This window comes from Minwuia sp. (assembly GCF_048007105.1).
In the GTDB taxonomy this organism is placed as follows: Bacteria; Pseudomonadota; Alphaproteobacteria; order Minwuiales; family Minwuiaceae; genus Minwuia.
The window spans coordinates 258224-271412 of record NZ_CP180352.1; the positions used below are offsets into that span (position 1 = coordinate 258224).

Genomic DNA, 13189 nt, shown 5'->3' on the forward strand with positions numbered 1-13189 from the left:
AGATATGCCAAGCTTTCTCGCGACTGTCGCATGGTTCTTGCTAACCTGTTGCCGCACCTGCCCATCCGTCCCGGAGTGGAACGACCCCATGCAGATCGAAGAGACCGCCATCCCGGACGTGAAGACCGTCCGGCCGGCCCGCCACGGCGACGCCCGCGGCTTCTTCTCCGAGGTCTGGAACGCCCGCGCCTTCGCCGCCGCCGGGCTCGATCCCGCATTCGTGCAGGACAATCATGTGCTGAACGGCAGCGCCGGCATGCTGCGCGGCCTGCATCTCCAGGTCTCGCCGAACCCGCAGGGCAAGCTTGTCCGCTGCTGCCGCGGCGCGATCTTCGATGTGGCCGTTGACGTCCGCCGCGGATCGCCCACCTACGGGCAACATGTCGGCGTGGAACTGTCGGCGGAGAACTGGACCCAGCTCTGGGTGCCCGAGGGCTTCGCCCATGGCTATGTAACCCTGACGGACGGGGCCGAGGTGATCTACAAGGTGACCGGCTTCTACGATCCGGACGCCGAGCGGGGCATCCGCTACGACGATCCGGATCTCGCAATCGACTGGCCGGTGCCGCCGGGAGGCCCGGTCCTTTCCGACAAGGACCGGCACTGGCCGGGCCTGAAGGACTTCGGAGGCGTCTGAGCGCATGCGTATCCTTGTCACCGGCGGCTGCGGCTTCATCGGTTCGGCGCTGGTCCGGCGGCTGGTCGGCGACGGACACCGGGTGCTGAACCTGGATTGCCTGACCTATGCCGGCCTGCCGGAGAACGTGGCCGCGGTGGCGGCCAGCCCGCACTACAGCTTCGTCCGGGCCGACATCTGCGACACGTCGGCGGTCTCGGCAACGCTGTCGGATTTCGCCCCCGACGCGGTGATGCACCTCGCCGCCGAGAGCCATGTCGACCGCTCGATCGATGGCCCCGCCGCCTTCATCCGCACCAATGTCGGCGGCACTGGTTCGATGCTGGAAGCCGCGCTGGCCCATTGGCGGACGTTGCCCGAGGATGCGCGCGCCGGCTTCCGCTTCCTGCATGTCTCCACCGACGAGGTCTATGGCAGCCTGGGCGAGGACGGCTTCTTCACCGAGGGCGACGCCTACCGCCCGAACTCGCCCTACGCCGCCTCCAAGGCCGGGTCCGATCACCTGGTCCGCGCCTTCGGGGAGACCTACGGACTGCCGGTGCTGATCACCAATTGCGGCAACAATTACGGCCCATACCAGTTCCCCGAGAAGCTGATCCCGGTGATGATCATGAACGCGCTCGCGGGCAAGCCGCTGCCGGTCTATGGCGACGGCGCGAATGTCCGCGACTGGATCCATGTCGACGATCATGTGACGGCGCTGATCCGCGTGCTGGAGGCCGGACGGCCCGGCGAGACCTATCTGGTCGGCGCGCGCGGCGAACGGCGCAACCTCGACCTGGTGAAGACGATCTGTTCGGAAATGGACCGTGTCGAGGGCGCCCGCTTCGCACCGCACGAGAAGCTGATCACCTTCGTCGCCGACCGCCCCGGCCATGATCACCGCTACGCCATCGATCCGACGAAGGTCGAGAACGAGCTCGGCTGGAAGCCGGCCATCCCCTTCGCGGACGGCATCGCGCAGACCATCCGCTGGTATCTCGACAACCGCGACTGGATCGACGCCGTGCACGACCGCCGGCGGCTGGGCGAGGGAGGCGGCTGATGGTTCTGCTGGTCGTCGGCTCCGACGGGCAGGTCGGATCGTCCCTGCGCTGGCGCGCCATGGCGCGGCGGCAGAGCGTGATCGGGCTGAACCGCGGCCAGCTGGACATCACCGAGCGGAGCGCGGTGATCGACACGGTCGCCCATATCCGGCCCGACGCGGTGATCAACTGCGCCGCATTTACCGATGTCGACGGCGCCGAGAAGAACGAGACGGCGGCGATGCAGGTCAACGCGCTCGGCGCGGCCCATCTGGCGCAGGCCTGCCAGCGGACAGGCGCGCCCCTGATCCACCTGTCCACGGACTACGTCTTCGACGGCAACAAGGTCGCGCCCTGGCGCGAGGACGATCCGGTCAATCCGGTCAGCGCATACGGCCGTTCGAAGGAAGCCGGCGAGCGCGCCATCCGCGACGCCTGGGGCAAGCATGTCATCCTGCGCACGGCCTGGGTCTTCGGCGCCATCGGTCCGAACTTCGTGAAGACCATGCTGCGGCTGGCCGGTCAGGGGCAGAAGACCGTCCGCGTGGTGAACGACCAGCGCGGCAGCCCGACGCCGGCGGACGCCATCGCCGAGGCCTGCCTCGACATCGTCGAACGGGCCAGCCGGGCCGACATCACGCCCTGGGGCACCTATCATTACTGCGGGTCGCCGACCGTCACCTGGCATGAATTCGCCAGCGCCATCCTGAAGGACCGGCCGATCGAGGTTCAGGCCTGCACCAGCGCGGAGTTCGAGCGGCCCGCACAACGTCCGGCCAATTCGGTGCTGGACTGCACCCGCATCCGCAAGGCATTCGGCATCGAACAGCCCGACTGGCAGGACTACCTGCCGGAACTGATCGAGGCGTTCGGCAAGACAGTCGAAGACGGAAAGGAGAAGGCATGAAAGGCATCGTGCTCGCGGGCGGCGCCGGAACGCGCCTGCATCCGATGACGCGGGTGGTCTCCAAACAGCTGCTGCCCGTCTACGACAAGCCTATGGTCTACTATCCGGTGGCGACGCTGATGCTGGCCGGCATCCGCGAGATCCTGCTGATCTCGACCCCGTCCGACCTGCCAAGGTTCCGTGAACTGCTGGGCGACGGCAGCGACTGGGGCCTGTCGATCTCCTATGCCGAGCAGGCCGAGCCGAGGGGCATCGCGCAGGCCCTGATCATCGCCGAGGACTTCGTCGGCGGCGAGAACTGCGCCCTGGTGCTGGGCGACAACATCTTCTACGGGCGCGGCTTCTCCGGGATGCTGAAGGAAGCGGCCGCGTTCGACAGCGGTGCGGTCGTCTTCGCCTACTGGGTCCGCGATCCCGAGCGCTACGGCGTCGTCGTCTTCGACAATGAAGGGCGCGCCACCGACATCATCGAGAAGCCGGACCCGGCGCCGTCCTCATTCGCGGTGACCGGCCTCTACTTCTATGATGGCCGGGCCGCCGAGATCGCCCGCTCGATCGAGCCGTCGGCCCGCGGCGAGCTGGAGATCACCGACGTCAACCGGCGCTACCTTGAGGAAGGCAGCCTGAAGGTCGAGACCCTGGGCCGAGGCTTTGCCTGGCTGGATACCGGCACGCCGGTCAGCCTGCTCGAGGCGTCGGAGTTCATCCACGCCGTCGAGAAACGGCAGGGCCTCAAGATCTCCGCGCCCGAGGAAATCGCCTGGCGGCAGGGCTGGATCTCCGACCGCGACCTCGCGGAACTGGCGCACCGGATGGGCGGCAACGACTACGGCCGCTACCTGGAAAGCCTGCTGACGGTGCGCTGAACCGGGCCGGCGCTACTCGCGCCAGCTGGTGTCATGACGGTCGAGACGGCGGATCAGCGCCGTGAACTCGCGCTGGCCCATGCCTGCGCCGAAGCCGCCGGAGACGGCGTCGTGCACATACTGCTGCACCTCTCTGGACGGCACGGTCAGCTTGCCGCCGGCCTGCGCCGCGATCTGCATCTTGCAGGCGCTTTCCAGGAAGTACATCAGCGTGAAGGCCTCGGCGACGGTGCGGCCCGCCGTCAGCAGACCGTGATTGCGCAGGATCATGACCTGCTTGTCGCCCATGTCCTCGAGCATCCGGGCCTGTTCTTCCTCGCGCAGCGCCACGCCCTCATAGTCGTGATAGGCGACGTTGCCGGTGAACAGCATCGCGGTCTGGCTGATCGGCAGCAGCCCTTCTTCCTGCGCCGAGACGGCGGTGCCGGCGACGGTGTGGGTGTGCAGCACGCAGGCGATTTCCGGATTTTCCCGGTGGACGCAGCTGTGAATGACATAGCCCGCCGGATTGATGCCGTAGTCGCTGTCGGAAAGGATGTTCCCCTCGATGTCGACCTTGACCAGGTTCGACGCCGTGATCTCCTCGTAGAGCAGGCCGAACCCGTTGATCAGGAAGTGCTCTTCCGGACCGGGCACCCGCGCCGAGATGTGGGTGTAGATCAGGTCGTCCATGCCATACATGTGGATCAGCCGGTAGCAGGCGGCGAGGTCGAGCCGGGCCTGCCACTCCTCGGCGGTGATGCCGTCGGGACGGGCGCTGGGATGACAGGCGACATTGGCGGTCATGGGCTTCCTCCGGTCTTCATTCCGATTGTTGCCGACAGACTAGGGCGGACCAGCATTTGATTGAAACATCAAATGCTGGTCCAGGAATGGCAACCATCTGCGCGAGTTGCGGAACACTGTTTGATTGAGATTCAATCAAACAGTGTTCCGCTCCAGCACCCTTCCTCACAGGCGGCGACGATGCTCACTGCGTGTCTGCCGCCGCAGCCTCAGCATTGCCCTGCCCCGCCGCCGTCTTCGCGAGACCAAGCTGGATCTCGAGCGAACGCAGCAGCGTTTCCTGCTGGTCGATGGTCCGCTGCAACGTGCCGATCCGGTCGCGGGCGAAGTTCTTCAGTTCCGGCGAGGACCCCGACGCGGTCAGCGTCGTGTTCGCCTCGGCGATTTCACCTTTCGCATGCTTGATCGCCGCCTTCGACGCCGCGATCTGCGCTTCCAGATTGGCCGCCACCGGCCGGATCCGCGCCGCGTCGTCGGTCAGTTCGACCAGCCCGGCATAGTAGGAACACAGCAGGTGATACTCGTTCACGTCCAGCAGCGCCCGCTGCATGTTGCCGGCTGTGTCATAGGCGCCGCCATCCAGCCGAGCGAGAAGCGCGGCCTTCTTGGTTTCGCGCAAACGGTTGATTTCCTTGACGATCGCCGTCGCCAGAAGATTCTGGTAGAAGGATTCATTGTAGGTCGAGCGCAGTCCGGTGAGGCCGCCGGCCGTGCCGCTGAGAATGCGGGCCGCCGTGGCGCCGGCCACCAGCGCGCCGGCCCCGCCGGCGATGGTCGCGGCCGAGGCGAGAATGGCGTTGGTGGTGGCGTGGTTGGCGATGGTGCCCGCCTTGTGCTCCTCGCACTGCAGGTCGGACCGGCGGATCAGGAAGGCGATCCATTCCCGCCGTTCTTCCTTGTTGCTCGCCTGATCGAACCTGATCTCCTTGGTGTCCGAGACCTTCAGTTCAAACACGTCAAGGTTGATCGGCTTCAGGTCCCCGGATGCCGATCCGGTCGCCTCGCCTTCGCTGCCGCTGGCGAGGTCGGACGACTGAACCGCGATGGGATCGACCGAATGCTGATCCTCGGCAAAATCGTACAGTCCGCATCCGTTGAGACCCAGCAGCGCAGCCGCGGCAATCCAGTGTCCACGCATTTCCCCCCTCCACGCAGAACATGACGTTGCGGAAAGACTATCGCGTCGCGGGTATCCGGTCACCCCGGATCGAATTTCACCAGGTCATGGCCGCAATTCCCTTTGGCGTCATATCGATTTCGCGCGTAACTTTGAGGAATCGACGATGACGCTGGATGCAACCGGCGCGACGTCACCACAGGGAGGATAAGACATGCTTCGCAAGCTGACCCTTGCCGCCGCCGCGCTGTGCGTCGCCGGCATCGCCCATGCCGAACCGCGCGAGATGCGCTACGCCACTGCCGCTCCGGAGGCCACGCCCTGGGGCAAGTTCCTCAACGAGACCATCGCCGACATCCACTCGCGGACCGACCAGCTGAAGGTCGTGCCGTATTTCTCGTCGGCGCTGGGCGACGAGCAGACCGCACTGCGCCAGACCGTGCGCGGCCGCATCGACATGTCCGGCCAGTCCGGCGTGGCCACCTCGCTGGTGGCGCCCAGCTTCGAACTGCTGAGCACGGCCTATCTGTTCGAAAACCCGGAACAGTCGGACTGCATGTTCGACAACCACATCGGCCCGATCTTCGCCGAACAGATGGAAGGCTCCGGCCTGGTGCTGTTGTCCTGGGTGGAGGTCGGCCACAGCTACACCTCCTCGAAGGAAGCGATCCAGAAGATCGAGGACATCCAGGGCTACAAGCTGCGCATTCCGCCGACCACGGCGACCAAGTTCTTCTATGACGAACTCGGCGCCAACGGCGTGCCGATGGGCGTCGTCGACATGGTCCCGGCGCTGAAGACCGGCCAGGTCAACGGCATCACCACCTCCACTGTCTACGGCATCGCCATCGGCCTGCCGAAGCTGGCGCCGTTCACGCTGGTGCACCACGCCACCCATGACGTCGGCACCGTGACCGTCTCCAAGAAGATCTGGGATCAGCTCGGCGACGAGGAGAAGAGCGCGCTGGGCGTGATCGACGAGCGCGTTCAGGAGTTGCGCGTGGCCATCCGCGGTGCGGAAACCGCCCTGCTGGGCCAGGTCGCCGCTGCCGGCGCACCGGTCTACGAACTGCCGGCCGAGGAGAAGGCGCGGTGGAAGGCCGCCGGCGAGCGGGCTGCCGCGCGTCTGGTCGAGGAGATCGGCGGCGACGCGCCGGAGATCTGGGAGAAGATCCAGAAGGCCAAGGCCTCCTGCTCCTGACCGAAGGCGACTGACCGGACAGACCCGGAATGGCGGCATTTCTGAAATGGCTCCTGCGCGCCGAGAGCCTCGTGGCGGCGATTGCCTACATCATCGTGGCAAGCCTGCTGCTCGGGGAGATCGTCGCGCGGGAGATATTCGCCACCACCATCTGGGGCTCGCAGCGGATGGCGATCTACGCCGCCATCTATGCGGGCTTTCTGGGTCTCTGTCTGGCCACCGCCGCGAACAGCCACCTGCGTCCCCAGTTCGCAGACAAGTGGTGGCCGTCGCGCTGGACCCACGGCATCGACCGGCTGGGCGACGTCATCTCGGCGGCGCTGTTCATCTGGCTCGGCGTGGTCGGCCTGGAATACGTCCATGCCAGCTACGAAGTGAACGAGACGGCCCCCGTGATCCGCTGGGAGCTCTGGTGGATCCAGTCGGTCATCGTCTACGCCTTCTTCTCGTCGGCGGTGCGCCACATCGTGTTCGCGATCCGGCCTGACCTGAAGCCCATTCCAGATTTCGTCGAGGGCTAGGCGCCGATGGAAGTCCTGATTCTCATCGGCATCATGCTGCTGCTGCTGTCGCTCAGGCAGAGCGTGATCCTGATCCTGTTCGTCGCCGGCTTCTACGTGCACTACGTCTTCGGCGACGGCGAACTCAGCTACCTGATCGAGGATCTGTGGACCAGCGTCGACCGCGGCGTGCTGCTGGCGATCCCGATGTTCGTGCTCGCGGGCAACATCATGACCCGCGGCTCGATCGCCGAGCGGCTGATCAACATCATGCGGGCGCTGACGCAATGGCTGCCCGGCGGCCTGGCGGTCTGCACCATCCTGTCCTGCGCGGTCTTCGCGGCGCTGTCGGGCTCCTCGCCGGTGACCCTGCTCGCCGTGGGTTCGATCATGTATCCGGCGCTGATCCAGCAGGGCTATCCGAAGAGCTTCTCGCTCGGCGCGCTGGCCTCGGCGGGCACGCTCGGCATCGTCATCCCGCCCTCGATCCCGCTGATCCTCTACGGCATCGTCACCGAGAAATCGATCGTCGACCTCTTCCTGGCCGGCATCATACCGGGCCTGCTGCTCGCGGCGGTGCTCACGGCCTATTCGCTGTTCAGCAACCGCAAGATCGAGGCCGTCCCCTTCAATTTCGGGCAGCTGACCGACGCCCTGAAGAACGGCGTCTTCGCGCTGATGACCCCCGTGATCCTGCTGGGCGGCATCTATTCGGGCTTCTTCTCGGCGACCGAAGCGGCCGCGGTGGCCGTCGGCTACGCCCTGCTGGTCGAGATCTTCATCCACCGCGAACTGAAGGTCCGGGACTTCTACGGCATCGCGGTCGAGACCTCGCGCCTGCTCGGCACACTGCTGCCCATCGTCGCCATCGCGCTGTCCATCAACCTGCTGCTGACCGCCGAACGCATCCCGCAGGACCTGGCGCAATGGATGACGACGCTGGTGGACAGCCAGTTCACCTTCCTGGTGATCCTGAACATCTTCCTGCTGATCGTCGGCTGCCTGGTCGATATCGGCGCGGCGATCCTGATCCTCGCCCCGATCCTGATGCCCATCGCCCAGGCCTACGGCATCCACCCGATCCATTTCGGCATCATCATGGTGGTCAATCTGGAGATCGGCTACATCACGCCGCCCGTCGGGCTGAACCTGATCGTGGCCATGACGGCGTTCAAGGAAGACTTCCTGCTGATCTGCAAGTCGGTGATCCCGTTCATCGGGCTGATGCTGCTGGTCCTGATCGCGGTGACCTGGATCCCGGAGCTCTCGCTCTACCTGATCGAGTAGGGGCAATTCACAGACGCGGCGAAACCGGGTAGTCAGGCTGTGCCCGACCGTCCCCGCCGGAGGCCCCGATGCCGACCATCCACCACAAGCCGCGCCGCGTGCTGTTCATCGTCGAGAACCTGCCCAGCCCGTTCGACCGGCGCGTCTGGCAGGAGGCGACGACGCTGCAGCAGCACGGCTACGAGGTCTCGATCATCTGCCCGACCGGCAAGGGCTACGAGAAGAAGCACGAGGTCATCGACGGCATCCACATCTGGCGCCACAACCTGCCGCTCGACGCCAAGGGGGCGAAGGGATACCTGCTTGAATACTCGGCGGCCCTGTTCTGGGAGTTCGTGCTGGCCTGGCGGGTCCTGCTGACGCGCGGCTTCGACGCCATCCACGCCTGCAACCCGCCGGACAACATCTTCCTGATCGGCGGCTTCTTCAAGCTGCTGATGGGCAAGCGGTTCCTGTTCGACCACCACGACATCAACCCCGAGCTCTACGAGGCCAAATTCGGCAAGCGCGACTTCTTCTACAAGGTCATGCTGGCGTGGGAGCGCTGGACCTTCCGCACCGCCGACGTCTCCATCGCCACCAACGAGAGCTACCGCAAGATCGCCATCGAGCGCGGGAGGATGAACCCCGGCAAGGTCTACGTGGTGCGCTCCGGGCCCAGCCTGGAGCGGTTGAAGATCATGCCCCCGGTGCCGGAGAAGAAGAACGGCCGCGAGTTTCTGGTCGGCTATGTCGGCGTCATGGGCGCGCAGGAGGGTCTCGACCTGCTGCTGCAGGCGGTCCGCCACATCGTCCACGAGAAGGGCCGAACCGACATCCAGTTCGGTCTCGTAGGCGGCGGGCCGGAACTCGACGACCTCAAGCGGATGGCGGCGGACATGGAAATCGCCGACCACGTGACCTTCACCGGGCGGGCACCGGACCAGGAACTGCTTGAAATGCTGAACACCGCCGATGTCTGTGTGAACCCGGACACCTTCAACGAGATGAACGACAAGTCCACGATGAACAAGATCGTGGAGTACATGGCGCTCGGCAAACCGATCGTGCAGTTCGACCTGACCGAGGGCCGCTTCTCGGCTCAGGACGCATCGGTCTACGCGAAGCGCAACGATCCCGAGGACATGGCGGAGAAGATCCTGGAGCTGCTGGCCGATCCGGACCGGCGGGCCCGGATGGGCGCCTACGGGCGCAAGCGCGTCGAGGACGTGCTCGCCTGGGATCACGAGGTGCCCCGCCTGCTCGCCGCCTACGACGCCCTGTTCAAGGCGCGCTAGACGGGTGACGGCCGCGCCGAAGCCCGACATTCTCGGCCCGGTCAGCATCGCCGCGGCGGTGCTGATGACCCTGCTGACGGCGCTGAACTTCTTCGCGCTGGACCGCTACGTGTCCGCCGGCGATCCGGTCGCCGTCCTGCCGTCCGGCGGACTGTCGGTGGTCAACGACGACCCGGCAGCGGTCGTGCGCCACGACCTTCCGGCGGATCTCGGCTCTGGCGCCGCCTTCATCGGGTTGACCGCCGTGGCCGAGGGCTTCGACATCGCACCGGGGGAACGCCGCTGGCAGCGCGGACGCATCGTTCTGCTGCGTCAGCTGGCGGACGGCCAGGTCGACTGGGAACAGCCGCACGTGCTGGCGCTGCTGGAAGGCAATCCGGCCCGCTTCACCTTCGGGAACGTCTTCAGGCGGGGCGAGGACACGGCGAACCTCGCCGTGCGCATCGAACTGCTGCGCGCCACCGGCCGGCTGGAGGTCTACAGCGTCACCGCCACGCCCTTGAAGGAAGCGCCCGGCTTCCGGTCCGCCGCCGGCGCCCTGATGATCGGCTGGGCGGCGCTGGCGCTGGCCGTATCGGTCTGGGCATGGCGGCGGGTCCGCGACCGGCGCTGGCTGATCGGTTTCGCCTGGCTGGTCGCAGCCGTCGCGCTCGGCCTCAGCGTGTTGCCCGGATCCGTGACCGCCCCGGCGGCGTCGCTCACCGCCGAGAATGTCGATCTTGTCGCCAGCGGCACCGCGACCGAAACCGAACGGGCCGCGGCCGAGTACGCCAACGGGTTCTCCGTCGCCAAGACGGGCCATGTCCTGGTCTTCGTCTTCGTCGGCGCCGCCTTTGGCCTCGCGCGCGGCGCCTCGCCGATGATCGCCGTCTGGCTGCTCGCCGCCATGTTCGCCGGACTCTGCGAGACGCTGCAGATCTTCAGCCCCGACCGGACGCCCGCGCTCTTCGACCTGTCGATCAACCTGTTCAGCGCCAGCGCAGGCTGCTGGCTCGCCATGCTCGCACTCGCCGCGGCGCGGCGGCGGCTGTTCCCGAATACCCGGGCCGAGGCGAGAATACGCTAGAACAGCCGTCCACCGTTCGGCACGGCCTTGTCCGGCCCGATCAGGATCACCTCGCCCTCGCCGTTCGGGAAACCGAGCGTCAGGCATTCAGACATGAACTTGCCGATCTGCTTCTTCGGGAAATTCACCACCGCCGCGACCTGCCGTCCCATCAGTTCCTCTCGCGCATAGTTGGTGATCTGAGCCGAAGTCTTGCGGGTGCCGATCTCCTCGCCGAAATCGATCCAGAGCTTCCAGGCCGGCCGCCGCGCCTCCGGGAACGCCTCGACATCCACTATGGTGCCGACGCGGATCTCGACGCGCTGGAATTCCTCGTAGGTCAGATCGCTCATCAGTCGAACCGCCGGAACTGCACCAGCCCGTCCCGTTCGACCTGCGCCACCAGCCCGACTTCCCAGGTCAGATAGTCTTCCATGGCTTTCCGGACCTTCTCGTCATTGTCGTAGGGCTTCCACCAGACATCGTCGATCGCCGTGAGCGTGTTGCCGGTGATGCCGCTCTCCAGCGGCTTGCCGGCCGCCTGCCAGCGGCGGGTGCCGCCGTCCAGCACCCGGATCACCAGATCCGGACGCAGCCGCCGGAGGTCGTGCGCGGCGTAATGCGCCAGCAGGCCGTCGGGCGAGGTCAGCATCACCATGCCGACGCCCGGAAGCGCGCGGATGCATTCCTTCATGCGGGCGCGGATGGCCCAGCGGGCGCCGGGCACATGACCGCGCCGGAAGGTCAGGCTGTCGGCCACGTCGATGACGACGACCGGTTCGCCGGAATCCTGCACCGCCTGCATCTCGTCCGGCGTCAGCGTATCGAAGGGCTGGAAAAGAGCGCGCATCGAAGGCGACGGTCCGGTCTCCGGCTCCGGCGGTTCCGTCGCCAGCACGTGAACGTCGTCATGTCCGAGCTGTATCAGCCAGCTGGCGGTCATCGTCGCGCGGACGCCGTCGGCGCCGTCGCAGAGCACGATCCGCCCGCCCTTGACCCCGACAAACTCGTCGGTCGCCTGCACCAGCTGCCCGCCCGGCGCGTGCCGGGCGCCCGGCCAGTGGCCTTCCTCGAACTCCTCGACCGTCCGCACGTCCAGCAGGAAGAGGCTGCGGCTGTCGTCCTCGCGCCAGGCCGCAACCGTCTCGGCAGTTGTCCGCTGCACGCCGAAGCGCGCCGCCACTGCAACCGCGCGCGCCTTCGCCTGCGCCAGCGCCTCGCCTTCCGGCGCCGGGGCGTGCTCGCTTTCGCCACGGGCGCAGGTCAGCCCCGCCAGCTCCCAGCCCATGGTGCCGTCCTTCAGCGCCATGACCCTGTTGGGAATGCCGGCATTGATCAGCGACTGCGAACCGATGATCGAACGCGTTCGGCCGGCGCAATTCACGACGACGGTCGTCGAGGGATCCGGCGCCATCATGCCGACGCGGTACGCCAGTTCGGCGCCCGGACAGTCGACACCGCCCGGAATCGACATGCGGTTGAACTCCGCCATCGGACGGCTGTCCAGGATGACGATGTCCTCGCCCCGGTCCTTCATCGCCTGCAGTTCCCCGGCCGGAATGCGGGGCGTGTCGTAGTAATGCTCGACGAACTCACCGAAGGCCTTGGACGGCACGTTGACGCCGGAAAAGACCTCGTAGCCCTCGGCGCGCCATCCGGCGACGCCGCCGGTCAGCACGGCAATGTCGGTGTAGCCCATCTCCTCCAGCCGCGACGCGGCGCGGGCGGCCAGTCCGTCATCCTTCGGTCCGCCGTCGGTGACCACCACAGGCACGTCGCGCCGGGGGATCAGCGCCGGCGCGCGCAGTTCCAGATGGCTCAGCGGAATGCAGGAGCCCAGGAAGATGTGCTCCTTCGAGAAGGCGCCTTCTTCGCGGGCGTCCATCAGGGCGACCTCGCCGCCCGCCTTCAGCAGGCGGCGAAGTTCTCCGGAACCGATCTCCTTCATGCCGGTTCCGGCAGGTCCTGAATGCCGGCGGAAGCCGGGTAGTGTTTCCAGTCGTGGGTGTCGGGCCGGTAGTAGCGGCGGCCGTGCAGCTGCTCCAGACCCAGGCCGTACATGTGGAAGTTCAGCACCGGTTCCTTCGCATCCATGTGGATCGAGTGCAGATCCTCCGGCATCAGCGCCACGCCGGCGCCATCCTCGACCATGACCTCGCCCTTCTGCGCGACGCCGCCGTCCTCGTGGTCGTAGAGCTTGTTCAGTTCTTCGCCATACATGCCGACGACCACGGCCCAGACAGTGTGGTCGTGGGGCGGGGACTGACGCGGCTCGGTCGACATCTGGCCGTAGAGCGCGAAACGGTGATCGTCATCCTCGTGCAGACGATAGAGCGCGTTGGCCTTGCGCTCGCCGCCGCCGGGATTGGTGAAGTCCTCCAGCGGGAAGAGCTCCTTCTTCTGCGCCAGCTCGATCAGGACCTGCTTGATATCCTCCAGAGAGCGCCGGGTAACGCCCTGCGCTGTTTCGATGGCGCGAATGCGCATGACGGCTTCGTTGACCGCCTGCTTGCGCGCTGCCGACCGTTCTTTCGCGTCCAT

General features: G+C 66.4%; 14 protein-coding genes. 9 read left to right on the plus strand and 5 right to left on the minus strand.

Annotated features, from left to right (window positions below):
• Positions 1–88 precede the first annotated feature (88 nt).
• The 4 genes from rfbC to rfbA are packed head-to-tail and all read left to right on the plus strand — an operon-like array spanning position 89 to position 3435.
• On the plus strand, positions 89–637 hold the full coding sequence (rfbC, locus tag ACMVY4_RS01235; RefSeq protein ID WP_416898388.1) for a dTDP-4-dehydrorhamnose 3,5-epimerase: 549 nt from the start codon (positions 89–91) through the stop codon (positions 635–637).
• A gap of 4 nt (positions 638–641) precedes the next feature.
• Positions 642–1682, plus strand: coding sequence for a dTDP-glucose 4,6-dehydratase (rfbB, locus tag ACMVY4_RS01240; RefSeq protein ID WP_416898389.1), 1041 nt, complete (start codon positions 642–644; stop codon positions 1680–1682).
• Complete coding sequence (gene rfbD / locus ACMVY4_RS01245; protein WP_416898390.1) at positions 1682–2569, plus strand: dTDP-4-dehydrorhamnose reductase; 888 nt, start codon at positions 1682–1684, stop codon at positions 2567–2569. The genes rfbB and rfbD overlap by 1 nt, the downstream gene beginning before the upstream one ends.
• Positions 2566–3435, plus strand: coding sequence for a glucose-1-phosphate thymidylyltransferase RfbA (gene rfbA, locus ACMVY4_RS01250; protein ID WP_416898391.1), 870 nt, complete (start codon positions 2566–2568; stop codon positions 3433–3435). Before rfbD ends, rfbA begins: the two co-directional genes overlap by 4 nt.
• Positions 3436–3447: 12 nt before the next feature.
• Here rfbA and ACMVY4_RS01255 read toward each other — a convergent pair whose 3' ends face one another.
• On the minus strand, positions 3448–4221 hold the full coding sequence (locus ACMVY4_RS01255; protein ID WP_416898392.1) for a class II aldolase/adducin family protein: 774 nt from the start codon (positions 4219–4221) through the stop codon (positions 3448–3450).
• Positions 4222–4405: 184 nt separating this feature from the next.
• On the minus strand, positions 4406–5359 hold the full coding sequence (locus ACMVY4_RS01260; protein ID WP_416898393.1) for a hypothetical protein: 954 nt from the start codon (positions 5357–5359) through the stop codon (positions 4406–4408).
• Positions 5360–5552: 193 nt separating this feature from the next.
• Here ACMVY4_RS01260 and ACMVY4_RS01265 point away from each other — a divergent pair, with 193 nt between their 5' ends.
• The 5 genes from ACMVY4_RS01265 (at position 5553) to ACMVY4_RS01285 (ending at position 10669) form a co-directional block, all read left to right on the plus strand.
• Positions 5553–6539, plus strand: coding sequence for a TRAP transporter substrate-binding protein (locus ACMVY4_RS01265; RefSeq protein WP_416898394.1), 987 nt, complete (start codon positions 5553–5555; stop codon positions 6537–6539).
• A 29-nt stretch (positions 6540–6568) separates the two neighbouring features.
• Complete coding sequence (locus tag ACMVY4_RS01270; protein WP_416898395.1) at positions 6569–7060, plus strand: TRAP transporter small permease; 492 nt, start codon at positions 6569–6571, stop codon at positions 7058–7060.
• Positions 7061–7066: 6 nt separating this feature from the next.
• On the plus strand, positions 7067–8326 hold the full coding sequence (locus ACMVY4_RS01275) for a TRAP transporter large permease (protein ID WP_416898396.1): 1260 nt from the start codon (positions 7067–7069) through the stop codon (positions 8324–8326).
• A gap of 68 nt (positions 8327–8394) precedes the next feature.
• On the plus strand, positions 8395–9603 hold the full coding sequence (locus tag ACMVY4_RS01280) for a glycosyltransferase family 4 protein (protein WP_416898397.1): 1209 nt from the start codon (positions 8395–8397) through the stop codon (positions 9601–9603).
• A 4-nt stretch (positions 9604–9607) separates the two neighbouring features.
• Positions 9608–10669, plus strand: coding sequence for a VanZ family protein (locus ACMVY4_RS01285; protein WP_416898398.1), 1062 nt, complete (start codon positions 9608–9610; stop codon positions 10667–10669).
• On the opposite strand, the gene ACMVY4_RS01290 is transcribed toward ACMVY4_RS01285, so the two are convergent.
• The 3 genes from ACMVY4_RS01290 to ACMVY4_RS01300 are packed head-to-tail and all read right to left on the minus strand — an operon-like array spanning position 10666 to position 13189.
• Entirely contained in the window at positions 10666–11001 is a 336-nt protein-coding gene (locus ACMVY4_RS01290) for a tRNA-binding protein (RefSeq protein ID WP_416898399.1), read from the minus strand. The two genes, ACMVY4_RS01285 and ACMVY4_RS01290, sit on opposite strands and share 4 nt — an antisense overlap.
• Positions 11001–12596, minus strand: coding sequence for a rhodanese-like domain-containing protein (locus ACMVY4_RS01295; protein WP_416898400.1), 1596 nt, complete (start codon positions 12594–12596; stop codon positions 11001–11003). The genes ACMVY4_RS01290 and ACMVY4_RS01295 overlap by 1 nt, the downstream gene beginning before the upstream one ends.
• Complete coding sequence (locus ACMVY4_RS01300; RefSeq protein WP_416898401.1) at positions 12593–13189, minus strand: cysteine dioxygenase; 597 nt, start codon at positions 13187–13189, stop codon at positions 12593–12595. The genes ACMVY4_RS01295 and ACMVY4_RS01300 overlap by 4 nt, the downstream gene beginning before the upstream one ends.

What these genes read in the sequence shown, in the direction of transcription:
- ACMVY4_RS01280 (WP_416898397.1), top strand. Translation starts at nt 8,395, where the DNA reads ATGCCGACCATCCACCACAAGCCGCGCCGCGTGCTGTTCATCGTCGAG.
- rfbD (WP_416898390.1), top strand. Translation starts at nt 1,682, where the DNA reads ATGGTTCTGCTGGTCGTCGGCTCCGACGGGCAGGTCGGATCGTCCCTG.
- ACMVY4_RS01270 (WP_416898395.1), top strand. Translation starts at nt 6,569, where the DNA reads ATGGCGGCATTTCTGAAATGGCTCCTGCGCGCCGAGAGCCTCGTGGCG.
- ACMVY4_RS01300 (WP_416898401.1), bottom strand. Translation starts at nt 13,189, where the DNA reads ATGGACGCGAAAGAACGGTCGGCAGCGCGCAAGCAGGCGGTCAACGAA.
- ACMVY4_RS01290 (WP_416898399.1), bottom strand. Translation starts at nt 11,001, where the DNA reads ATGAGCGATCTGACCTACGAGGAATTCCAGCGCGTCGAGATCCGCGTC.
- rfbC (WP_416898388.1), top strand. Translation starts at nt 89, where the DNA reads ATGCAGATCGAAGAGACCGCCATCCCGGACGTGAAGACCGTCCGGCCG.
- ACMVY4_RS01260 (WP_416898393.1), bottom strand. Translation starts at nt 5,359, where the DNA reads ATGCGTGGACACTGGATTGCCGCGGCTGCGCTGCTGGGTCTCAACGGA.
- ACMVY4_RS01275 (WP_416898396.1), top strand. Translation starts at nt 7,067, where the DNA reads ATGGAAGTCCTGATTCTCATCGGCATCATGCTGCTGCTGCTGTCGCTC.
- ACMVY4_RS01255 (WP_416898392.1), bottom strand. Translation starts at nt 4,221, where the DNA reads ATGACCGCCAATGTCGCCTGTCATCCCAGCGCCCGTCCCGACGGCATC.
- ACMVY4_RS01265 (WP_416898394.1), top strand. Translation starts at nt 5,553, where the DNA reads ATGCTTCGCAAGCTGACCCTTGCCGCCGCCGCGCTGTGCGTCGCCGGC.
- rfbA (WP_416898391.1), top strand. Translation starts at nt 2,566, where the DNA reads ATGAAAGGCATCGTGCTCGCGGGCGGCGCCGGAACGCGCCTGCATCCG.
- rfbB (WP_416898389.1), top strand. Translation starts at nt 642, where the DNA reads ATGCGTATCCTTGTCACCGGCGGCTGCGGCTTCATCGGTTCGGCGCTG.
- ACMVY4_RS01295 (WP_416898400.1), bottom strand. Translation starts at nt 12,596, where the DNA reads ATGAAGGAGATCGGTTCCGGAGAACTTCGCCGCCTGCTGAAGGCGGGC.